The sequence below is a fragment of the Rhodopseudomonas sp. BR0M22 genome (assembly GCF_010907035.1).
Classification (GTDB): Bacteria; Pseudomonadota; Alphaproteobacteria; order Rhizobiales; family Xanthobacteraceae; genus Rhodopseudomonas.
The window spans coordinates 1-21,107 of sequence record NZ_QUMK01000027.1; the positions used below are offsets into that span (position 1 = coordinate 1).

20 protein-coding genes are annotated in these 21,107 nt (G+C 64.2%); 18 read left to right on the forward strand and 2 right to left on the reverse strand.

Going from position 1 to position 21,107, the window contains the following annotated elements:
* The 4 genes from DY468_RS10800 to DY468_RS10815 all read left to right on the forward strand — a co-directional run.
* On the forward strand, positions 1–887 hold an 887-nt coding region (locus DY468_RS10800), incomplete at its 5' end, for an NAD(P)/FAD-dependent oxidoreductase (RefSeq protein WP_164604815.1).
* A gap of 140 nt (positions 888–1,027) precedes the next feature.
* Positions 1,028–2,242 (forward strand): OpgC domain-containing protein, encoded by a 1,215-nt coding sequence (locus DY468_RS10805; RefSeq protein WP_283808763.1) that lies wholly within the window; start codon positions 1,028–1,030, stop codon positions 2,240–2,242.
* Between the two features lie 57 nt (positions 2,243–2,299).
* Positions 2,300–2,767: a nuclear transport factor 2 family protein gene (locus tag DY468_RS10810; protein ID WP_164604816.1), complete on the forward strand. Its 468-nt coding sequence runs from the start codon at positions 2,300–2,302 to the stop codon at positions 2,765–2,767.
* Positions 2,768–2,785: 18 nt separating this feature from the next.
* Entirely contained in the window at positions 2,786–3,334 is a 549-nt protein-coding gene (locus DY468_RS10815; protein ID WP_164604817.1) for a TetR/AcrR family transcriptional regulator, read from the forward strand.
* A gap of 238 nt (positions 3,335–3,572) precedes the next feature.
* On the opposite strand, the gene DY468_RS10820 is transcribed toward DY468_RS10815, so the two are convergent.
* Complete coding sequence (locus DY468_RS10820) at positions 3,573–4,361, reverse strand: SDR family NAD(P)-dependent oxidoreductase (RefSeq protein ID WP_164604818.1); 789 nt, start codon at positions 4,359–4,361, stop codon at positions 3,573–3,575.
* A gap of 214 nt (positions 4,362–4,575) precedes the next feature.
* Here DY468_RS10820 and DY468_RS10825 point away from each other — a divergent pair, with 214 nt between their 5' ends.
* Positions 4,576–4,752 carry a DUF2934 domain-containing protein gene (locus tag DY468_RS10825; RefSeq protein WP_164604819.1) on the forward strand — a complete coding sequence of 59 codons (177 nt, stop codon included), beginning with the start codon at positions 4,576–4,578 and terminating at the stop codon, positions 4,750–4,752.
* Between the two features lie 587 nt (positions 4,753–5,339).
* On the opposite strand, the gene DY468_RS10830 is transcribed toward DY468_RS10825, so the two are convergent.
* Positions 5,340–7,139, reverse strand: a complete 1,800-nt coding sequence (locus DY468_RS10830; protein WP_246700946.1) for a di-heme-cytochrome C peroxidase — start codon at positions 7,137–7,139, stop codon at positions 5,340–5,342.
* Between the two features lie 476 nt (positions 7,140–7,615).
* Here DY468_RS10830 and DY468_RS10835 point away from each other — a divergent pair, with 476 nt between their 5' ends.
* From DY468_RS10835 to tilS, 13 genes are all read left to right on the forward strand, one after another.
* Positions 7,616–8,320, forward strand: coding sequence for a TetR/AcrR family transcriptional regulator (locus DY468_RS10835; protein ID WP_164604820.1), 705 nt, complete (start codon positions 7,616–7,618; stop codon positions 8,318–8,320).
* 142 nt (positions 8,321–8,462) lie between these two features.
* A complete protein-coding gene (locus tag DY468_RS10840; protein WP_110788215.1) occupies positions 8,463–8,930 on the forward strand; it encodes a DUF2852 domain-containing protein in 468 nt (155 codons plus the stop codon).
* A 146-nt stretch (positions 8,931–9,076) separates the two neighbouring features.
* On the forward strand, positions 9,077–9,544 hold the full coding sequence (locus DY468_RS10845) for a carboxymuconolactone decarboxylase family protein (RefSeq protein ID WP_164604821.1): 468 nt from the start codon (positions 9,077–9,079) through the stop codon (positions 9,542–9,544).
* A complete protein-coding gene (locus tag DY468_RS10850; RefSeq protein ID WP_164604822.1) occupies positions 9,528–10,433 on the forward strand; it encodes a sigma-70 family RNA polymerase sigma factor in 906 nt (301 codons plus the stop codon). Before DY468_RS10845 ends, DY468_RS10850 begins: the two co-directional genes overlap by 17 nt.
* Positions 10,434–10,738: 305 nt before the next feature.
* Positions 10,739–11,449 carry a protein TolQ gene (tolQ, locus tag DY468_RS10855; RefSeq protein ID WP_107343274.1) on the forward strand — a complete coding sequence of 237 codons (711 nt, stop codon included), beginning with the start codon at positions 10,739–10,741 and terminating at the stop codon, positions 11,447–11,449.
* Between the two features lie 34 nt (positions 11,450–11,483).
* Positions 11,484–11,954 carry a biopolymer transporter ExbD gene (locus DY468_RS10860; protein WP_164604823.1) on the forward strand — a complete coding sequence of 157 codons (471 nt, stop codon included), beginning with the start codon at positions 11,484–11,486 and terminating at the stop codon, positions 11,952–11,954.
* Positions 11,955–12,004: 50 nt separating this feature from the next.
* Positions 12,005–12,988, forward strand: a complete 984-nt coding sequence (gene tolA / locus DY468_RS10865) for a cell envelope integrity protein TolA (RefSeq protein ID WP_164604824.1) — start codon at positions 12,005–12,007, stop codon at positions 12,986–12,988.
* A 70-nt stretch (positions 12,989–13,058) separates the two neighbouring features.
* Entirely contained in the window at positions 13,059–14,393 is a 1,335-nt protein-coding gene (gene tolB / locus DY468_RS10870) for a Tol-Pal system beta propeller repeat protein TolB (protein ID WP_164604825.1), read from the forward strand.
* 173 nt (positions 14,394–14,566) lie between these two features.
* Entirely contained in the window at positions 14,567–16,897 is a 2,331-nt protein-coding gene (locus DY468_RS10875; protein ID WP_164604826.1) for a putative bifunctional diguanylate cyclase/phosphodiesterase, read from the forward strand.
* A gap of 196 nt (positions 16,898–17,093) precedes the next feature.
* Complete coding sequence (locus DY468_RS10880) at positions 17,094–17,843, forward strand: N-acyl amino acid synthase FeeM domain-containing protein (protein ID WP_164604868.1); 750 nt, start codon at positions 17,094–17,096, stop codon at positions 17,841–17,843.
* A 329-nt stretch (positions 17,844–18,172) separates the two neighbouring features.
* Complete coding sequence (gene pal / locus DY468_RS10885; protein WP_164604827.1) at positions 18,173–18,670, forward strand: peptidoglycan-associated lipoprotein Pal; 498 nt, start codon at positions 18,173–18,175, stop codon at positions 18,668–18,670.
* A gap of 155 nt (positions 18,671–18,825) precedes the next feature.
* A complete protein-coding gene (gene ybgF, locus DY468_RS10890; RefSeq protein ID WP_164604828.1) occupies positions 18,826–19,863 on the forward strand; it encodes a tol-pal system protein YbgF in 1,038 nt (345 codons plus the stop codon).
* 53 nt (positions 19,864–19,916) lie between these two features.
* The gene (tilS, locus tag DY468_RS10895) at positions 19,917–20,954 is read left to right on the forward strand and encodes a tRNA lysidine(34) synthetase TilS (protein ID WP_164604829.1); all 1,038 of its coding nucleotides are present in this window, start codon (positions 19,917–19,919) and stop codon (positions 20,952–20,954) included.
* Positions 20,955–21,107: the final 153 nt, after the last annotated feature.

Consider the following 21,107-nt stretch of genomic DNA (forward strand, 5'->3'; position numbering starts at 1 on the left):
GGCGGCCGGGGCAGGCGTCCCGCTTCAACAAGCGGATGGTCAATGCCTGCCTGCGAGCCCAGCATCAGCACACGCCGATCGAGCCGGGGCAGCTTCACGTCGCGATCATCGGAGCGGGTGCCACCGGCACCGAGCTCGCCGCCGAGCTGCATCACACCGCGCGCGAGATCATCGCCTACGGGCTCGACAAGATCGATCCGGAGCACGACCTCAAGATCGTGCTGATCGAAGCGGCGCCGCGGATTCTGCCGGCCCTGCCGCAGCGGATTTCGGACGCGACGCTCAAGCTGCTGCGCGAACTCGGTGTCGAGGTGCGCACCGGTGCCCGGGTCGCGGAGGTGCTCGACCACGCCGTGCGGCTCGCCGACGGCGAGGTGATCCCGTCCGAGCTGGTGGTATGGGCCGCCGGCGTGCGCGCCCCGGATTTCCTCGAGCAGATCGATGGGCTCGACACCAACCGTATCAACCAGCTCGTGGTCCGCCCAACGCTGCAAACCACACGAGACGACGACGTGTTCGGAATGGGGGACTGCGCTGCCTGCGCGATCCCCGGCTACGAGAACGGCGTTCCGCCGCGGGCGCAGGCGGCCCATCAGGAAGCGGAATTCATGCTGGAGCAGATCGAGAAGCGGCTGAAGGGCGAGCCGCTCGGCGAGTTCCGCTATCGCGATCTCGGCTCGCTGGTGTCGCTCGGCAAGTACTCGGCGGTCGGCAATCTGATGGGCTCGCTGGTCGGCAAGAGCTTTCTGATCGAGGGCTATTTCGCACGTTTCATGTACAGCTCGTTGTACAAGATGCACGAGGCGGCGCTCTACGGCCGTGGTCGCTCGCTGCTCAGCGTGCTGTCCGGCGCCACCCGACCGACCCCGACCGTGAAGCTGCATTAGCGGTTCGCTGGTTCCGCCCCGGCTTCTGCCGGACAGCCGAGTCCGCCCGTCATCGGTTAGATTGGCGGCGCAAAAGCTGATTCGAGCGCATGGGAGGGGGAGACGTGGCGAAGGGGGTGCGGTCTCGCGCGGTTGCGCTGATGGGGCAGGGCGAGCGCGACCTGCGACTCGACTTTCTGCGTGGCGTCGGTCAGTGGATGATCTTCGTCGATCACATTCCCTACAATTTTCTGAGCTGGTTCACGCTGCGCAACTACGGGTTCTGCGACGCCGCGGAATTCTTCGTCTACATCTCCGGCTATTCGATCGGCTTTGCCTACGGGCCGGCGGTTCGGTCCGGCGAAATGGTGGCCGCGGCCAAGCGGTTGTGGACCCGCGCAGCCCAGCTCTATGTCGCGCACATCTTCCTGTTCCTGTTCTTCACCGCGCAGATCGCCCGTGCGGCACGTCGGTTCGACAATCCGATGTACAAGGACGAGTTCAACGTCGCGCAGTTCCTCGCCAATCCCGACGTGATGATCCAGCAGGCGCTGCTATTGACCTACAAGCCGGTCAATCTCGACGTGTTGCCGCTGTATATCGTCCTGGTGGTCGCCGCGCCGCTGATCCTGTGGGGCCTGCTGCGCCGTCCGCATCTGACTCTGGTGTGTTCGGCGCTGTTGTATTTCGCCTCCCGGCACTTCGGCTGGAATCTGCCATCGTTCCCGGACGGCCATTGGTACTTCAATCCGTTCGCGTGGCAGTTCCTGTTCGTGTTCGGCATTTGGTGCGGCTTCGGCAACGGCCCGCAGATCCGTCCCTGGGTGAAGTCGCTGCCCAACCAGATTCTGAGCTGGACCATCGTGTTGGTGGCGCTGGTGATCGCGCTGTCGTGGAATTTCGAAGCGCTGTACGGCCTGGTGCCTGAATCGATCGGCAAGATTCTGTATCCGATCGATAAGACCAGCCTGGCGCCGGTGCGGCTGATCCACTTCCTGGCGCTGCTCGCGATCGTCGTGAAACTGCTGCCGCCGGATCTGCCGGCGCTGCGATCGGAGCGCCTGCGTCCGATCATCCTGTGCGGCCAACGCTCGCTGCCGGTGTTCTGCTTCGGCGTCATTCTGTCGTTCACCGCTCACTGGATCCTGGTGCAGGTGTCGAGCAGCATTGCGATGCAGATCCTGGTCAGCGTCGGCGGCATCGGGCTGATGACCGGCGTGGCTTGGGTGGCGACCTGGTATCGGACATTGCCGACGTTGGTGACCGTGCCTCCCACCGTGCCGGTCGAACACGGCGATGAGGGGCGGGTGAAAGTTGAAAAGCCGGCGGTGGGCGAGTCCCTCGTGACGGAGCAAGCGCCGGCCGACAGCGCTTGACTCGTTGTACCAATCGGTACAATCTCCCTGCGTTCCGTTCGCAGTGGAGAAGTCGTGATGTCGCGTCCGCCGTTGCCGCCGTTCACCCACGAGACCGCCGCCCAGAAAGTGCGGATGGCCGAAGACGCCTGGAATTCACGCGATCCGGTGCGGGTATCGCTGGCCTATACGCCCGACAGTCGCTGGCGGAACCGCGCCGAGTTTCTGCAAGGCCGAGACGCCATCGTGGAATTCCTGACCCGAAAATGGGCCAAGGAGCAGGATTATCGACTGATCAAAGACCTCTGGGCATTCGACGGACGGTTCATCGCGGTGCGCTTTCAATACGAGTGGCACGACGATGCCGGCCTCTGGTATCGCTCCTATGGCAACGAGCAGTGGGAGTTCGACGACGACGGTTTGATGCGTCGGCGAGAGGCCAGCATCAACGACGTCGCGATCAGTGAGAGTGACCGCCGCTTTCACTGGTCGGCGCCCGGTCCGCGACCCGACGATGTGCCGGGGCTGGCCGCGTCGCCGTTCTGAGACTGTGCCGGGAGACCGATGAAAGACCGTGCTGCCCTGCTACCGATCCTCGGCGAAGTATTCCGTACTCACGGCTACGAGGGCGCGTCGCTGGCGCTGATCACGGAGGCGACCGGGCTCGGCAAAGGCAGCCTGTATCATTTCTTCCCCGGCGGCAAAAAGCAGATGGCCGAAGAGGTGCTGGCCGAGATCGACGGCTGGTTCGAAGCGAACATCTTTGCGCCGCTGCGCGATCCGTCCGATCCGCGGATTGCAATTGCGGCGATGCTGTCCGGCGTCGACGACTACTTCCGCTCCGGTCATCGCGTCTGTCTGGTCGGCGTGATCGCGTTGGGGCACGCGCGCGATGAATTCGCCGTGCAGGTGAACGACTATTTTGCCCGCTGGCAGGACTCGCTGGCGGTGGCGCTGCGCTGCTGTGGCCTATCCGCGGTCGTCGCACGGCGCCGGGCCGAGGATGCGGTGCTGTCGATCCAGGGCGCTCTGGTGCTGGCCCGCGCGCGCGGCGATTCCGCGGTGTTCACCCGTACCTTGTCCGAACTGAAGACGCGGCTGCTCGCCGCATAACGCACCCGCTGCCGCGCCAGAGCGCTTCATCGATTGGTTGAAGTCGATTTGGCCCTTGCCACGGGTTCGAAGTCCTCATGCAGAGGAGCCCGGCAAAGCCGGGCGTCTCGAAGGATGAGGAGCTACATCGCGTGCGGCGCATGGTTCGAGACGGCGCTTCGCGCCTCCTCACCATGAGGTCTGGCAAGCTGCGACCGCCAGGAAGTGCGGTCCTGTTTCTGCCGAAAGCAGAAATGCGCTAGCTGTTCTTGCGCTCCCCGCGCAGCGACGGCAGGCCGATCCCGGCGGCGTCGAAGCCGCCATCGACGGCGAGGATCTGGCCGGTGATGTAGCTGGCGCGGTTGCTGCATAGGAAGAAGATCGCCTCCGCCAGTTCCTCCTCCAGCCCGTAGCGCGCCATCGGAATCGCGTCGCGATAGTCGGAGCGGATGTCCTGCGTGTGAACCTGCTTGGCCATTGCGGTGTCGACCGGCCCCGGCGCGATGCCGTTGACGCGGATGCCGAGCGCGGCCAGTTCGACCGCGCATTGCTTGGTGAAGTGTGCCAGCCCGGCTTTGCTCGATCCGTAGGCGACGCGCAGCGTTGAAGCGCGCAGCGACGAGATCGAGGTGATGTTGACGATCGCGCCGCCGCCGGAGTCGCGCATCAGCGGCACAGCAGCCTGCGTCATCAGGAACGGGCCGGTGAGGTTGACGTCCATCACCCGCTGCCACTCGTCGGGTGTCGTGTCCATCAATGGCTTGAACACGGCGATGCCGGCGTTGTTGACCAGCGCATCGAGCCGGCCGAACCGTTCGGTGACCGCCGCGATGTCGCGCGCGACCGAGCCGCGATCGGCGACGTCGCAATGCAGCGCAATCGTGCGATCGGGCAGCGCGAGCGCGTCCATCGCAACGCGCAGGCCCTCGTCGTCACGGTCGAGCAGCGCCACCGACCAGCCGTCCGCAAGAAAGCGTTTGGCCGTGGCGAACCCGATACCGCGAGCGGCGCCGGTTACCAGTGCGACGTGGGAAGAGGATGCGGTCATGGGCGTTCCAGTCATGCGAGTGTCATTGAGCGGAAAAGGAAACGAACGAGCGGTCGAGGCTCCACATGCCAGTGCCGTGGCTTTGCTGTCCAGCGCCGCGCCGAGGCGAGCGCGCTCGGGGAACGAGTCGGCGACATCTGGTTTACATCGACTCGAAATACAACTTCGTGTCCAGGCGGACACGCCGCCGCCATTGAGGTTTGGGAGGTCTGGTATGCAAGACGAAATCGAACAGCGAATTCGCCATCGCGCCCGCGAGCTGTGGGAGGCTCAAGGTCAACCGGAAGGCCGGAGCGAAGAATTCTGGCTGCAGGCGGAGCAGGAAGTCCGCGGCGAGAAGGAGACCTACGACCGGCTTCAGTCGGATCCGAGCATCACGACCAATAGCTGATCCCTACCAGCGCGAGAGCCGCCGACCTCGTGTGTCGGCGGCTCTCGCTATTGATGTTCGACCAAGTATCAACGCACGTAAAACACGACGCCTGCGATCGTGAGCAGCGCCGCGGCGGCGAGCAAATGCGCGAATGCGCGCGAGGCTACGAGTTTGGTCGTTTCGTTCATGCGGCTTTCTCCCCAGTCTGCAGAGCCGTAACTGCGGTCCGCGGGCATCACGATCGGAGACCGCCTGCATCGTGCAGGCCGAGTCCAGCCACGATTCGAGCCGGACATGATCGATGATGAGATACGCTGAACACCCCCGCGACGACCATTCGCACTTAGAGTCCCCACTCTGCGAATAGCGACCCATGAACGTTCGTCAATCAATGCGGCGGGAATTTGTTCGATTTTGTGTACGCTTGCGCGCCCTTGGATGTCGCGCTGCAGCACCGGTGTCGATCCAAAAGCGTAGCAATAACCTGATCCCGCGCCAGGGGTGACCGTCTTAAGCATCGTTCAGTCGACAGTCTGTAGCGGGCGAAAGGCCTGACCGCGACGCCGCCGTCGCCGCCACGTCGGCGACGGCGGGTGAAGCGATCCTCACAGTGTCTTCAAATACTCCAGCAGCGCGCGCTTGTCGTCGTCGGACAGATCGGTGCCGAAGCCCTTGCCTTCATGACCGCAGTTACTGTCACCGGAGTTCAGGTTACTGCAGTCGGTAGTCACTAGCGTGTAGTTGAACGCGGTCTGGTCGGCGGCAAGTCCGACATTGACGATGTCGTAGGCCGGCCCGACTTTGAACTGCTTGACGCGCTGCGCCGCCGGCTTCAGCAGTTCCGCAAGGCTCGGCACCGAGCCGTTGTGCAGATACGGTGCGGCGGCCCAGATGCCCTGCAGGACGCGCGCCTCGTAGGCGCCGTGCGGCGGAGCAGGCGGCGCTGCCGCCGGTGCCGGAATCTGCAGCCCCTGCACCGAGAAGTTCTTGAGCTGTGCCGGCGGCGGCGTGATGCCGTGGAAGGCGCCGCGCAGGTCGCGCAGCTCGGGCGGGAGAGGCAGAAGCTGCGGTGCGGGCTGCGACGTCTTGCGCTCAGCGAGGGCCTTGTCCGACAGCGGGGCCTGCGCGGTCGCGATCGGCGCCGACGTCGGCGTGCCGCCGGCGGCGCGCACCGCTTGTTCGGCGATCGAGCCGATCACCGATGTCGCGAGCACGTTGAACGCCAGATCGGTTTCCTTCAGCGGTGCGGTGACCAGCGGAATGAAGGCGCCCTGCAGTACGCCGGTCTTCGCCGTCCATGCCAGGATGTCGTATTCCTTGGTGTCGGTGCCGACATTCTGGATCGGCGTCTTCCAGGTCTTGTTGTTGAAGAACCGCACGACCCCGGGCTTGATGCCGTGGCAGTCGGCACAACTCCCTTGGGCGTTGTAGATCGCCATGCCCTTGGCGGCGAGCGTGTTGTCGATCAGCCATGGCCATTTCGGCGGACCGATCTTCTTGACCAGATTCTCGAGCTTGCCGAGGCCGTCGAAGTTCGCCGAATTGTTGTTGAGGAAGTTGACGTAGATGCCATTGTTGGTCGGCTGGAAGATGCCGAACACGCCGAACACTTCACCGAGATTGCGCGACAGCGCCAGCACGTCGTTGCCGTTGTCGGCGAATCCGGGCCATTGCGTCATATCCTGAATCGGTGCGTTCCACAGAAACGGGTAGCGCACCGGCGCGTCGGCGACTTTGATGTTGTCGGCGATCAGGAAGCTCGGCGGCGGCCCGAGGTCGAGACCGGTCAGCCGATTGAAGATCATGCCGACGGCGTCGAGCCGCGCCGGTCCCCATTGGTGCTTCGGCAGCGCCTTCTGCATCAGCGTGTGGAAGCGCAAGTACCAGAGGTCGAACGCCGTGCGCAGCGCCGCGACGTCGGCCGGTTCGGGCGTGGGGGTCTTCAGCACCCGGGAGGCGAACGCCTGGAAGTCGTTATCGCTGGCGACCGCGCTGCCGGCGGCAGCATCGAGATCGGTCAGATAGTTCTGGAAGTCGACGATCGCCGGTCCGCCGTCGATCCGATACGACTTCCCTTCGGCGGAGATCTGGCGGGTGTGGCAAGCCGAGCAGGTCATGCCGACGATCTCGGAGCCGCTGGCGCCGGACGTGGTGAAGCCGACCGGCAGACCGTCGGTGTTGGCGGGGTTCGGCAGATAGCCGTAACGCGACAGACTCGCATCGAGAAACGGCTGGCCATCGGGTTGTCGCAGAGCCTTCAGCCACGACAGCGGGATCATACGCGAGCCCTGGTCGCGCTCGTAGAAGTCCGCGCGGGTCGCGGCGGTCCATTCGCTGCCCTGGTCGGCGAAGATGGGAGTCTGTGTCTGGGCCTGCGCCGCGCCTGCGCCGAGCAGCGCGGTCATCATCGGTAACGCGCGGACTAATCGTCGAAACGGGACTCGCATCGTCATCCCCCCTGTGAAATGAATATCTGAAGTTGTTGTTCGTAAGTGCTGCAACTCTCCGGCCGATCGTTCCCCAGACGCAAGCGCGAAGTTTTTCGCGGTGGTCATCGGTCACGGCGGGCAGGTAATATGCGGTAGGAAAGTCGGTCTAAAATCTTCCGAGTCGCGGAATTTTGAATAGCCGCTACTGATCTGCCCGCAAGCAAGGTCGCGGTGCCACCGAGATGCCGCAGCGTGAGAGTGTCGGATGGCACGGCGCCTAGGCGGGCAGGTGCGCACGACGTTTGGCGTTACCGCGATTGCCACCGGTTGTGCCGCGTGGCTTCGGCGCCGGACATGCCGTCTCCCGCAAGGGACCGCCGGCGTGGAACAGGCGGGTGCGGACGCGCGATGTCCCGTGACCTTTCGCCCACCCTCATGTAAAACCCCTTCACATGAGCTGGCGCAAGGAAGAGCGCCGCGCCGAGCGCGGCTATCATCACGGCAATCTGAAAGAAGCGCTGCTGCAGGCGGCGCTCGGGCTGATCGCGGAGAAGGGCCCCGGCGGCTTCACCTTCGCTGACGCCGCGCGGATGGCCGGCGTCAGCCCCGCCGCGCCGTATCGCCATTTTCGTGATCGCGACGAGCTGCTGTCGAACATCGCCCAGCGCGGCTTCGAACTGTTCGAACAGGTGCTGGCAAAGGCCTGGGACGACGGCCGTCCAGATACCGTCACGGCCTTCATGCGGGTTGGACGAAGCTATCTGGCATTCGCCCGCAGCGAGCCTGCTTACTATTCGGCGATGTTCGAATCCGGCGTGCCGATCGACGTCAATCCGATGCTGCTGACCGCATCCGAACGCGCTTTCAACGTCATCCGCGCCGCCGCCGAGCGGCTGGCGGCACTGACCCCGCCGGGCGTGACACGGCCGCCGGCGCTGATGATGGCGCTGCACATCTGGTCGATGTCGCATGGCATCGCCTCGCTGTTCGGCCGCGGCGATGCCGCGCGGCGCAAACTGCCGATGGCGCCCGAGGAACTGCTGGAAGCCAGCGTGCTGATCTACCTGCGCGGTCTCGGGTTCTCGACCGACTCTGCGGCAGCGGCGGAAAAGCCCGCAGAACCAAAGCGCTCCGGCCCCTGGGGCCCGACCGCCTGATCGCTTCGCTCACCGGGAGGTGAGCCCTGCGGCGAAAAATCCACCAAACCCGCGACCGGTCTTTCTTGACAAACCGATAGAACGGCCCAAGTATGTAAATGTTATTTACATTCACAACGGCACCGAGCCGATGGAGAAGCAAATGGCCAACGCCGCTGACTACGATCGATGGGGTCCCCCGGGGGCGCGCTACCAGCCCGCGCTACGGTCGTCTTGGAGTCCGGGCTGGATCCTGCTGACGGTGGCCGGCTTCATCGTCTGGTGGCCGATCGGCCTCGCACTTCTCTTCTACACACTCTGGAGCAGAAACATGGGTTGCTGGGATCGCGATCGCTTCGCCAACAAGATGGAGCGGATGCAGTGGAAAATGGAGCGGATGCGCAACCGCATGGATCGCGGTGGCTTCGGCTTCGGCCCGCCGTCGAGCGGCAACCGTGCTTTCGATGAATACCGGATGGAGACGCTGCGCCGGCTCGAAGAAGAGCAGGTCCAGTTCAAGGAATTCCTCGAGCGTCTGCGCCACGCCAAGGACAAGGAAGAGTTCGACGCCTTCATGGCCCAGCACCGGACCAAGCCGAACCCGTCCGCCGACAATTCGGCGCAGGGCTGATCGCGCCTGATCTGCCCCTCCAGCGCCAACCGCCGCCCGCCTGTGCCCCCAGGCGGGCGGCTTGTTTTTTGCCGTGGCTTGCTCGCGGCAATGTCACACCGCGCGTCGCTGTCTCGTCCTATCCTCATCAACCAAGGGAGACGACCATGACACCGCGCCTCAATCCCTCCGCCGCCGCGCCCGACGCCTACAAGGCGATGGTTGCGCTGGAGACTTACATCCAGGCCAGCGGCCTGGAGCCGAGCCTGATCGAATTGGTCAAGATGCGCGCATCGCAGATCAATGGCTGCGCGTTCTGCCTCGACATGCATAGCAAGGATGCACGCGCCCACGGCGAGACCGAACAGCGCCTGTATCTGCTCGACGCGTGGCGGGAATCGCCGCTCTACACCGGTCGCGAGCGCGCCGCGCTCGGCTGGACCGAGGCGCTGACGCTGATCGCGCAGACCCGGGCGCCGGACGAGGACTACGCAGTCCTCAAACAGCACTTCAGCGATGCCGAGCAGGTCAAGCTGACGCTGCTGATCGGCGCTATCAACACCTGGAACAGGATCGCGATCGGCTTCCGCATGTTGCATCCGACCGCAGCCGTGGCGCATGCCAAGGCCTCCTGATCCAACACCTGCTGACGACGCCGCAGCGAGCTTTGCGCCGCTGCGGCCGCGGCTGTTGCGTGTCGCCTATCGCATGTTGGGTTCGATCAGCGAAGCCGAAGACGTCGTGCAGGACGCTTACTTGCGCTGGCATCGTGCCGATCGCAGCGACGTTCGCGACCCGGCCGGATTTCTCACGCGCACCATTACCCGCCTGTGTCTCGACGTCCTGAAGTCGGCGCGGCAGCAGCGCGAGACCTATGTCGGGCCTTGGCTGCCGGAGCCGATCGTCGCGCCGGAGCCCGAGCCCGACGGCGATGACATCACGCTGACCTTGATGCTGGCGCTGGAGCGACTGTCGCCGCTGGAGCGCGCCGCGTTCCTGCTCCACGACGTGTTCGGTGTCGGCTTCGACGAGGTTGCGACGACCCTCGGCCGTGATGCCGCAGCCTGCCGGCAATTGGCGGCACGGGCGCGGTCGCACGTCCGGGCCGAGCGGCCGCGATTTCCTGTTTCGGCTGAGCAGGGGCAGGCGATCGCCGCCGCGTTCTTCCAGGCCTCGCGGAGCGGCGATCTTGGCGCGCTGACGTCCTTACTCGCTGACGAGGTGGTGTTCGTCAGCGACGGCGGCGGCAAGCGACCCGCTGCACTCAATCCAGTGCGGGGCCACGATCGGGTGATGCGGTTGCTGGACGGGATCGCGCGCAAGACGGCTGCGGGGGCGAGTTCGCTGCTTGCCGTCCAGCGGATCGACGGCCTGCCTGGCTTCGTCTCACGCGAGCCGGACGGCCTGATCCAGACCACCGCGCTCGAAATAGTCGGTGGCCGGATCGCCGCGATCTATGTGGTTCGGAACCCCGACAAGCTCCGGCATCTGCTCTCGACGCCGACTTTCGCCGGCCTGCACTGAGCCGTTGGGCGGCCTCGCCTGGGCCGTCAGCAAGCCTCCCGGCTCCCGATCACTGGTATTTTCCCTGTTATAGTAACCCCTTATTAACCCTGATGAGGGTTTGGTGAGATCCGTCAAAACGCGGAATCAGCCCTTGTTTTGACACGTTGACAGGGGATTGAGGGGCCGGCTTCGCACAGGCCATCCCCTGCGACAACTGAAGGCTCCCATGGTGGCGCTTGGGCCAGATCGCGGCGCGTGGCCGCGGGGAGCCGGAGCCTTTGGCGGAATCGGCCGATGCCGAAACGTGTGAGAGGATTGCGACGATGAACCCGGCCGACGTGACACAGCTTGCTCCGGCGGTCTCTACGGACGTGTCGCTGCTGTCGTTGTTCTGGCACGCCCACTGGGTCGTCAAGTCGATCATGCTCGGGCTGCTCGGATGCTCGATCTGGGTCTGGGCGATCGCGATCGACAAATTGCTGCTGTTCTCGCGGACCAAGCGCGCGATGGATCGTTTCGAACAGGCGTTCTGGTCGGGCGAGTCGATCGACGAGCTGTACCGCGCGCTGTCGGCCAAGCCGACGCATTCGATGGCGGCCTGCTTCGTCGCCGCGATGCGTGAGTGGAAGCGCTCGTTCGAAAGTCATTCGCGCTCCTTCGCCGGCCTGCAGATGCGGATCGAGAAGGTGATGAACGTCTCGATCGCGCGCGAGGTGGAGCGGCTGGAGCGCCGTCTGCTGGTGCTGGCGACCGTCGGCTCGGCCGGCCCGTTCGTCGGCCTGTTCGGCACCGTCTGGGGCATCATGTCGAGCTTCCAGTCGATCGCCGCGTCGAAGAACACCTCGCTGGCGGTGGTCGCGCCCGGTATCGCCGAGGCGCTGTTCGCCACCGCGATCGGCCTGATCGCCGCAATTCCGGCGACAATTTTCTACAATAAGTTCACGTCGGAAGTGAACCGGCAGACGCAGCGGCTGGAAGGCTTCGCCGACGAGTTCTCGGCAATCCTGTCGCGGCAGATCGACGAGCGGACGTGAACGGAGGCCAGGTGAGCAGAACGGGCATTCGATCATGGGAATGAACGTAGCCGCTGGCGGTGGAGGCGGCCGGCGCCGCGGCGGCCGTCGCCCGGTGATGGCGGAGATCAACGTCACCCCGATGGTCGACGTGATGCTGGTGTTGCTGATCATCTTCATGGTCGCAGCACCGCTGCTCACAACCTCGATCGATATCGATCTGCCGGTCGCCCGTGGCGGCAATCAGATCGAGTCGAACTCGCCGCCGCTGACCCTGTCGGTGAAGCGCACCGGCGGCACCTGCAACTCGCAAGTCGAATTGTATCTGGGCGACAGCCCGATCGCCGCATCCGAGCTGGAAGCCAAGATGAAGGCGATCCGCGAGACCCGGTCGGAGACCGACAACGTGGTGTATCTGCGGGGCGACAAGGACGTTTGCTATACCGACATGATGAAGCTGCTCGGCAACATTCGGACCGCCGGCTTCAAGGCGAACATCGTCATCGTGCCTGAACAGGGGAGTTGAGCCGGCACCGCGCCGGCATCGGCCGCGAAGGTGGAGCAGGAATTCTGAAGGTGAAGATCGACAAGACATGGGCTGCGTCGGTGGCGTTGCACGTCCTCGTGCTCGGCTGGGCCATGCTGTCGTTCAGCTCCAAGGCGTTCGAGCTCGAGCCGCAGGACTCGGTCGCGGTCGATACCATCTCCGAAGATCAGCTCGCCAAGGTGATGGCCGGTATGCGCACCGGCAAGAAGGAAAACCCCAAACCGCTGGTCGAGAAGGTTGCCGAGGCCAAGCCGGTCGACGACACCGTCGGCAAGATCAGCGAGAAGGCGCCGGTGGTCACCGATACGTCGCCGCCGCCTCAGCCCAAGCCGAAGCCCGAGGAAAAGCCGGTCGAGAAGAAGCCTGATCCGCCCAAGCCGGTGGTGAAGGAAGAACCGAAGAAGGAAGAGCCGAAGAAGGTCGAAAAGAAGCCCGAGCCCAGCAAGGAGCCGGCCAAGGAGGCCGAGAAGAAGCCGGAGCCGAAGGTCGATCCGATCGCCGAAGCGCTGAAGAAGGAAGAGAAGAAGAAGCCGCCGCCGAAGCCGACCGAGACCGCGGCCAAGCCGCCGGCACCGACCAAGCCGAAGGCCGAGCGGGTGTTCGACCAGTCCAAGATTGCGGCGCTGCTCGACAAGCGCGATCCGACCCGCAACGCGGTCGCCGGCGACGTGTTGAACTCCAACGCGGCGCTTGGATTGTCGAAAGGCAAGTCCGCCGACAATTCGGCGACCTGGGGCGCGATGTTCCAGTCGCAGGTCGAGCGCTGCTGGAAGAAGCCGTATGGCGGCATCGAAGCGCAGCGCGCCGAGGCTTCCTTCGTGATCCGATTGAAGCGCGACGGAACCCTGGAAACCATGCCGCAGCCGGACGGGCATCCGTCGACGCCGTACTTGCGCGTGTATCAGGAGAGCGCGCTACGCGCGATCATCGAATGCCAGCCGTACAACCTGCCGGCCCAGTTCTTCGACGAATGGAAGTTCTTCGCACCCGTGTTCACCGATCGACGTCCGTAATGCGAATCTCCGCTCACCATTGCTCGCGCCGCCCGGCGCGGATCACCTGACCGACCGATGGATTGCCGCTATGTCGTTTGACCTCAATCGCCGCCAATTGATGATCTCCGCCGCGACGGCCGCAGGTGCACTCGCACTCGGCCCCGCCCGCGATGCGTTCGGTCAGGCCCGGGTGCAGATCACCGAAGGCAACGTGGCGCCGCTGCCGATTGCGATCCCGAATTTCGTCGCCGGTACGCCTTCCGACAACGAAGTCGGAGCGGGCGTCTCGCAGGTGATCACCAACAATCTGAAGCGTTCGGGATTGTTCGCGCCGATCGATCAGGCTGCGTATCTCGAAAAGATCACCAACATCGACGTGCCGCCGCAGTTCAAGAGCTGGGCGAGCATCAACGCACAGGCCTTGGTGACCGGGCGGATGACGCGCCAAGGCGACGGTCGGCTCAAGGCCGAATTCCGGCTGTGGGACGTGGCCACCGGTCAGCAGCTCGCCGGCCAGCAGTATTTCACCTCGCCGGAATACTGGCGGCGGATTGCCCACATCATCTCCGATCAGATTTACGAGCGTCTGACCGGCGAGAAGGGCTATTTCGACAGCCGGGTGGTGTTCATCGATGAAAGCGGACCGGCCGAGCGCCGGGTCAAGCGGCTGGCACTGATGGACCAGGACGGCGCCAACGTGCGCTATCTTACCCGCGGTAGCGATCTGGTGCTGACGCCGCGGTTCTCGCCCAGCACGCAGGAAATCACCTACATGGAATTCGGCCAGGGCGAGCCGCGGGTGTATCTGTTCAACGTCGAGACCGGCCAGCGCGAGATCGTCGGCAACTTCCCCGGCATGTCGTTTGCGCCGCGGTTCTCGCCGGACGGCCAGAAGATCATCATGAGCCTGCAGCAGGGCGGCAATTCCAACCTGTTCGTGATGGATCTGCGCTCCAAGGCGACGACGCGGCTGACCGATACGCCTGCGATCGACACCTCGCCGTCCTACGCGCCCGATGGCAGCCGGATCTGCTTCGAGAGCGATCGCGGCGGCAAGCCGCAGATCTACATCATGCCGGCCGGCGGCGGGCAGGCGCAGCGGATCTCGTTCGGCGACGGCAGCTATTCGACCCCGGTGTGGTCGCCGCGCGGCGACTACATCGCCTTCACCAAGCAGGGCGGAGGCCAGTTCGCGATCGGCATCATGAAGCCGGACGGCTCGGGCGAGCGAATTCTGACCTCCGGGTTCCACAACGAGGGGCCGACGTTCGCTCCGAACGGTCGGGTGCTGATGTTCTTCCGCGATCCCGGCGGCAATGCCGGGCCGTCGTTGTTCACGGTCGACGTGTCCGGCCGGAACGAATTGCGGGTTCCCACCCCCGGCTACGCCTCCGACCCGGCCTGGTCGCCGCTGTTGTCCTGATCCTCTCGGCCTGAGTCGCAACCTGCTGCTGGATCGTGTCCGCGGTCAGTTCCGCATGGATCTCGGATTCCATCCTCCACGCGGAACATGGCAATGTTCCGCTAAGCATGTTCGCTCAGAAAGACTTCATCTCGTGATGATACTGAGGTTTCGAAAGGACACGCTCGCGCCTGATGCAGCTTGCCAGCCACAAACGGGATTCTGAGCAAACGTCGCCTGCGATCCGCGCGGGCTTGGTCGATTCGTTGTTCATGAACCCGGCGCCGATGATTGTCGGAGCGTTCGGCCCTGCGATCGCCGGCTCCGTGATCGGGGTCGTCACCGGAAGCGTTCTGAATTGGCTGTGCGTCCCGTTGTTCGTCCTGATCGGGTTCGCTCGCGCGGTGCAGATGCAGCGCTATCGACAGCGCAACGCCCCGCTCACCGTTGAAGAGGCCGATGTCTGGGAACGGCGCTATCGTCTGGGGGCGATTGCTCACGGGATCTCGCTCGGCATCTGGTCGCTCGTGGTGCTGCTCGGCACCGACGACCCGGCCGCACATATGCTGTGCGTCGCCACGGTGGTGGCGTATACCTCTGCCGGTGTAGGGCGCACCTTTGGCCGACCACAAATTTTCCATCTACAGGTTCTGCTGAGCTGCGGTCCTCTGATCTTCGCGATGGTGAGAGTCGGAGGCGTCTATTATCTCACGCTCGCCGTACTCAGTGCCGTGTTCTTCATCTCGATCCGTCATCTGACATCGAGTCTGCAGCGGATCTATCTTGACGCGTGGGTCGGTCGGGAGCGCGAGGCGGCCCTGGCCAACCAGTTCGATACCGCGCTGAACAACATGCCGCACGGATTGTGCATGTTCCGCGCTGACGGTCGTCTCGCCGTGATGAACCATCGCTTCGCCGAGATGATGCGGCTTCGCAGCGAACTGGCAAAGGGCTCGCCGACCGCCACCGAGATCATTTCTGCCTGTGTGGCGATCGGCGCGATCTCTGCGGCCAACGGTCGATTGATCCTGTCCGAGATCGAGAACGGGCTTGCGGGCGAGATCGTCACGGTCGGAGACGAGACGGTTCCCCGATCTTTGTGCTGGACGTTCCAGCCGATGGTCAACGGTGGCGCCGTGGTGCTGATCGAAGACATCACCGAGCGCCGGAACGCAGAGGCGCGGATTGTTCATCTGGCGCGCTATGATGAGCTGACCGCGCTGCCGAACCGCGTCAGCTTCCGGGACGAAATCGCGCGGATTCTCGAATCCGAGCACGGACGCGGCAAGACACGGCTATCGGCGCTGCTGTTCATCGATCTCGATCAGTTCAAGCAGATCAACGACACGCTCGGCCATCCGTGCGGCGACCGGCTGCTGTGTTCGGTTGCCGAGCGGCTACGCGACATGTTGCGGCCGGACGACCTCGTGGCCCGATTCGGCGGCGACGAATTCGTGGTGTTTCAGCAGAACATCGCTTCGAACGAGGATGCTGCGGCGCTGGCGCGCCGGATCGTCGATCGGCTCAGCGATCGCTATCTGATCGATCATCACGTCGTCGAGATCGGCGCATCGATCGGTATTGCGATGACTTCCTCGGGCACCAAGGCCGACATTCTGCTCAAGAACGCAGATATGGCGTTGTATCGTGCAAAGGCCGACGGTCGTGGCAATTACTGCTTCTTCCGTGAAGAGATGGCGCAGACCGTCGAGGCGCGCCGCATTCTCGAGCTCGATCTGCGGAAGGCGCTCGCGAATGAAGAGTTCGAACTCTACTATCAGCCGCTCGTCAATCTGAAGACCGGCAAGATCGCCACTTGCGAGGCGCTGCTGCGTTGGAACCATCCTGTGCGCGGCACGGTCTCGCCCGTGGACATCATTCCGGTCGCGGAGGATATGGGGCTGATCGTCGATCTCGGCCGCTGGATCCTGCGCAAGGCGTGCATGGAGTGCATGCTGTGGCCGGAGCCGGTCAGCGTCGCGATCAACTTTTCGTCGCAGCAATTCCATCAGCGCGACATCCTCACCGAGGTTCGATACGCGCTCGAAGTGTCCGGTCTCCCGGCAAGAAGGCTGGAGATCGAAATCACCGAGACCTCGCTGCTGCGCAATACGCAATGGACCCACGATGCGCTGCATCAGCTCCACGCTGAGGGAGTGCGGATCTCACTCGACGATTTCGGGACCGGCTATTCCTCGCTCAGCTATCTGCACAGTTTCCCGTTGCAGAAGGTCAAGATTGATCGCTCGTTCCTCGAAGGCATCGATAGCGATCGGCCGCTGACATTGCTGCGCGGTGTCGCCCGGCTCAGCAGCGATCTTGGCATGTCGGTGGTGGTGGAAGGTATCGAAACCAACGAGCAGCTCGAATTGATCAGCGCTGATGGCACCGTCACAGAAGCTCAGGGCTATCTGTTCAGCCGCCCGGTGCCCGCCCAGCGCATCCGGCAGTTGCTGAACGCGTCGCAGGGCGCGCGCCAAAAGGATGGCAAGATTCTTTCTTTGCCAACGAGATCAATCGCCTAGTCTCAGGCTGGGCGCTTCACCGCGACAAAATTAGCCGCATTTGCAAGACGTCGCTGAAAATTCATGAATTCAGGATTATAACGATTAACCCTAATGATTCTAATGCTTTGATAGATTGTTAAGGTTTCGTTAAGATTCATTTTAGGGCCAGTCGGTGCTGGCTTTGGATGCTGTCGGATAGGTCGGGGTGATGGCGATGGGAGCCGTATCGCAAGCTGAACACCAAGGTCGCGTCGCAGCGCGCAGGCTCGAGTTGCTCGACAAGGTCGACTACCGGCTGGCTTCCACGGTCGCAGAACGCGAGGCGATCTACCGGTTGCGGTATCGCGCCTATCTCAAAGAGGGGGCCATCGACCCCAACGACACCGGTATCGTGACGGATCGATACGATGATCTTCCGAATTCATGGATATTCGGAGTGTTCTACGAGGGCACCCTGAGCAGTTCGCTGCGGATCACCGTGGCATCTCCGGCTCACAGTGCTTGTCCTTCGATGGACGTTTTTCCGGACTTCCTTCAGCCATGGCTTGCTGATGGCAGAATTATCGTCGACCCGACGCGGTTCGTCGCCGATCCGGCGAGCGCGAATCGATTGCCTGAGCTTCCCTACCTGACGCTTCGTCTGGCCTATGTGTCCTGCGAGTATTTCAAAGCGGATATCGGTCTCGCTTCGGTGCGGACAGAGCATCAGGCGTTCTATCGCCGGGTGATGATGCGTTCGATCTGTGCTTCTCGTCCTTATCCGGGATTGAAGAAGCCGATCGGGCTGATGGAAATCGATTTCCCTGCGATGCACGATAAGCTGTTCGCTCGCTACCCGTTCTTGCGCTCTACTGAATCCGAGCGGCGTCGCCTGTTCGAGCGACCCAAAAGCGTTCCAGAGCTGACCTTGTCCGAAGTCCCAAGTCTAGCTCCGATCTCGCTCGTCGGTCGGGACTATCCTTGAAAAGCACATCCCGTGTTTGGGGGCGTCGGGCAGAATCGCAGGCGTGCCAATTGCGCATTCGACCGACGCCTTGATTGCAGGCTCCTGGATGTCGGGGCCACAGGGCGAACAACCAAAGACAATCCGCCGAGATTGGCATCGGTTGAAATGCCGCGACTTCACTCTGGCGCCACATTTGCACCTCATTAACCATCGCGATTGCTTTTGGCCGACCGGGGGCATTTGATCGGTGTTGGCAACTCCTCGTCAAGGTTGACGGAACGTTCGCTTAACCATCGCCCTGTAGACCGAAATCACAGTCGGAATATCGCGAGCGTGGAGGCTCCGGAATGACCAATCACAAGCGAATCCTCCAGGGATTGAAGCTGGCCGCGGTGCTCGCGGTGGCCCTGTCTATGGGGGCTTGCGCCAACAAGAACGGGCTCGGCGGTGCCGATGGCGCGATGGCCGGTGCGGCGGCGCCGGGCAGCCAGCAGGATTTCGTCGTGAATGTCGGTGATCGCGTGTTCTTTGAGAGCGATCAGTCGGATCTGTCGCCGCAGGCGGTCGCGACCCTCGACAAGCAGGTGCAGTGGCTGCAGACCTACAGCCGCTATACCTTCACGATCGAAGGCCATGCCGACGAGCGCGGCACCCGCGAGTACAACATCGCGCTCGGCGCGCGTCGTGCGCAGTCGGTTCGCAACTATCTGGTGTCGCGCGGTATCGACGCGCAGCGGATGCGAACCATCTCCTACGGCAAGGAACGCCCGGTCGCGGTCTGCAACGACATCTCGTGCTGGTCGCAGAATCGCCGCGCCGTCACGGTGCTGAACGCCGGCGCCTGATCGTCCGCCCGCATCGAAGTCGCGAAACGGCGCCGCAGGGCGCCGTTTTTGTTTTCGACGGCGGCTTTGGCCGTCGCCTCAGTCACATTTTTGGCGTAGTACGGCGATCAATCCAGCGCCACTCGTTTGGCTGCCCTCGAACTCGTCGGACTGTCATGTCATCAGGTTTTGCCGTCTCCGCGCGCAGCCTCGCTCTGGTGGCGACGCTCGCTTTCGCCGCTCCCGCGCTGGCCCAGCAGTATGGTGGTGAGGTCGATCCCGAGATCCGCATTCAGCAGCTCGAGGACCGGCTGCGGACGCTGACCGGCCAGAACGAAGAGCTGCAATACCGCAACCGGCGGCTGGAAGATCAAGTCCGGCAGCTGCAGAGCGGCGGCGGCGCGCCCGGCGCGCAGCAGCCCGCTCCCAACCAGGCGGCGACCCCACCGGCCGCTCCGCAGCAGCCTTATGGTCAGCCCGCGCAGCAACCGGCTTATGGTCAGCAGCAGCCGGGATACGCTCAGCCGCAGGCGCCGATGGTCCAGCCGCAACCCACCGCGCCGCAGGGCGGCGGCCGGCGCGGCGACGCGTTCGATCCGTCGCGCGATCCCAACGCGCCCGGTGTGCCGCGCGCGCTGGGCGGCGGCCAACTCCCGATCGAGCAGGGCGGCGGTATGCCGGCCGGCCGCACCCCGGGCGCCCCGATCGATCTGTCGAACGGCAGCGGCGGCTATGTCCAGGGCGGCTATCCGCAGGGCGGCGCGCCGGCCGCGCCGCAACAGCCGCCGGCGGCGGCCCGTGCGGGAGGGCTGACGACGCAGCCGCCGTCGCAATCGCCGCGCGACGAGTTCGACCTCGGCATCGGCTACATGCAGCGCCGCGACTATGCGCTGGCAGAAGAGACGATGCGCAACTTCGCGCAGAAGTATCCGGACAATCCGCTGGCCGCCGATGCGCAATACTGGCTCGGCGAGAGCTTCTTCCAGCGCCAGATGTATCGCGATGCTGCCGAAGCGTTTCTCGCCGTGACCAGCAAGCACGAGAAATCCGGCAAGGCGCCCGACGCGCTGCTCCGACTCGGTCAGTCGCTGGCGGCGCTGAAGGAGAAGGAAGCCGCCTGCGCCGCGCTCGGCGAAGTCGGTCGTAAATTTCCGCAGGCGTCGTCCGGCGTGAAAAAGGCGGTCGAGCGCGAGCAGAAGAAGCTGAAGTGCTGAATCATGACGGCCTCGGCGTCGCCGAGGCGTGACAACCGGCAGGCGAGCGGCCGATGTCCGGGATCGATGACGAGCCGATCTTAGCGCGTGAAGCCAGCCGGTTGTTCGCCGACTGGAAAGCGGTGCCGGCGATTCTGCTGGCGGTCTCCGGCGGTCCTGATTCGCTGGCGCTGATGTGGCTGGCGGCGCGCTGGCGCAGAGCCTTGAAGTGCGGGCCGGCACTTGTTGTCGCCACCGTCGATCACGGCCTGCGCCCCGAGGCCGCTCAGGAAGCCCGCGCGGTCAAGCGGCTGGCGGCTTCGCTCGATCTGCCGCACCGCACGCTGCGTTGGCGCGGCGCCAAGCCGGCCTCCGGCATTCAGGCCGCCGCGCGCGCCGCCCGCTATCCGTTGCTGGCGGAGGCAGCCCTACGGGCCGGCGCGACCCACATTATGACTGCCCATACCCGCGACGATCAGGCCGAGACGGTGCTGATGCGGTTGTCGCGGGGCAGTGGCATCGCGGGCCTTGCAGCGATGGCGCGTGAAACCGAGCGCGACGGCGTGGTGCTGGCGCGGCCGTTGCTCGATGTCCCCAAGGCGCGGCTGCTTGCGACTTTGGCGAAGGCCGGAATCGGCTTCGCGACCGATCCGAGCAACGTCGATCCGCGGTTTGCCCGGCCGCGCTGGCGCGAGTTGATGCCGATGCTTGCGGCCGAAGGATGCGATGCGCGTTCATTGGCCCGGCTGGCGGCGCGTGCCGCGCGGGCCGACGCCGCGCTCGAACGGATGGCCGACGGCGCCGAGCAGTTTCTGGCGTCCTCGCGTGGCGTCTCGGACCGCCCCGGCATCGATGCGGTCGCGTTCTCGGGCCTTCCGGCGGAAATCAGGATTCGATTGTTGGTTCGGTCGCTGACCCAGCAGGGCTACGAGGGGCCGCCGGAGCTTGGCAAGGTCGAGGCGCTTGCATCTGCGTTGCAACTGGCCATGACTTCGGCAGCGCCGGCCGGCAAGATCCGGTTGAGACAGACGCTCGCCGGTGCGGTGGTGACGCTCACCAAGGATCGTCTGGTGATCGCTCCGGCGCCGCCCCGGCGTGGTCGCAGACCCTGAACCAGCCCTGCACGGACGCTTAACCACCCGCAACAACCCGCAGTGATCGCCACGATTTGAGCGGGAAACCGGTTAGAATGCGCCAAATAGTCCTGTGTGGTTCTCTTGGCACGGGGCCGGCACACACCTAGATTAGGCGGGCCGGCTCGCGGG

What these genes read in the sequence shown, in the direction of transcription:
- DY468_RS10820 (WP_164604818.1), bottom strand. Translation starts at nt 4,361, where the DNA reads ATGACCGCATCCTCTTCCCACGTCGCACTGGTAACCGGCGCCGCTCGC.
- DY468_RS10850 (WP_164604822.1), top strand. Translation starts at nt 9,528, where the DNA reads ATGCCAAGGCCTCCTGATCCAACACCTGCTGACGACGCCGCAGCGAGC.
- DY468_RS10825 (WP_164604819.1), top strand. Translation starts at nt 4,576, where the DNA reads ATGCAAGACGAAATCGAACAGCGAATTCGCCATCGCGCCCGCGAGCTG.
- DY468_RS10840 (WP_110788215.1), top strand. Translation starts at nt 8,463, where the DNA reads ATGGCCAACGCCGCTGACTACGATCGATGGGGTCCCCCGGGGGCGCGC.
- DY468_RS10880 (WP_164604868.1), top strand. Translation starts at nt 17,094, where the DNA reads ATGGGAGCCGTATCGCAAGCTGAACACCAAGGTCGCGTCGCAGCGCGC.
- DY468_RS10810 (WP_164604816.1), top strand. Translation starts at nt 2,300, where the DNA reads ATGTCGCGTCCGCCGTTGCCGCCGTTCACCCACGAGACCGCCGCCCAG.
- DY468_RS10815 (WP_164604817.1), top strand. Translation starts at nt 2,786, where the DNA reads ATGAAAGACCGTGCTGCCCTGCTACCGATCCTCGGCGAAGTATTCCGT.
- tolB (WP_164604825.1), top strand. Translation starts at nt 13,059, where the DNA reads ATGTCGTTTGACCTCAATCGCCGCCAATTGATGATCTCCGCCGCGACG.
- DY468_RS10830 (WP_246700946.1), bottom strand. Translation starts at nt 7,139, where the DNA reads ATGACCGCGCTGCTCGGCGCAGGCGCGGCGCAGGCCCAGACACAGACT.
- DY468_RS10845 (WP_164604821.1), top strand. Translation starts at nt 9,077, where the DNA reads ATGACACCGCGCCTCAATCCCTCCGCCGCCGCGCCCGACGCCTACAAG.
- tilS (WP_164604829.1), top strand. Translation starts at nt 19,917, where the DNA reads ATGTCCGGGATCGATGACGAGCCGATCTTAGCGCGTGAAGCCAGCCGG.
- pal (WP_164604827.1), top strand. Translation starts at nt 18,173, where the DNA reads ATGACCAATCACAAGCGAATCCTCCAGGGATTGAAGCTGGCCGCGGTG.
- tolQ (WP_107343274.1), top strand. Translation starts at nt 10,739, where the DNA reads ATGAACCCGGCCGACGTGACACAGCTTGCTCCGGCGGTCTCTACGGAC.
- DY468_RS10835 (WP_164604820.1), top strand. Translation starts at nt 7,616, where the DNA reads ATGAGCTGGCGCAAGGAAGAGCGCCGCGCCGAGCGCGGCTATCATCAC.
- ybgF (WP_164604828.1), top strand. Translation starts at nt 18,826, where the DNA reads ATGTCATCAGGTTTTGCCGTCTCCGCGCGCAGCCTCGCTCTGGTGGCG.
- DY468_RS10860 (WP_164604823.1), top strand. Translation starts at nt 11,484, where the DNA reads ATGGGAATGAACGTAGCCGCTGGCGGTGGAGGCGGCCGGCGCCGCGGC.
- DY468_RS10805 (WP_283808763.1), top strand. Translation starts at nt 1,028, where the DNA reads ATGGGGCAGGGCGAGCGCGACCTGCGACTCGACTTTCTGCGTGGCGTC.
- DY468_RS10875 (WP_164604826.1), top strand. Translation starts at nt 14,567, where the DNA reads ATGCAGCTTGCCAGCCACAAACGGGATTCTGAGCAAACGTCGCCTGCG.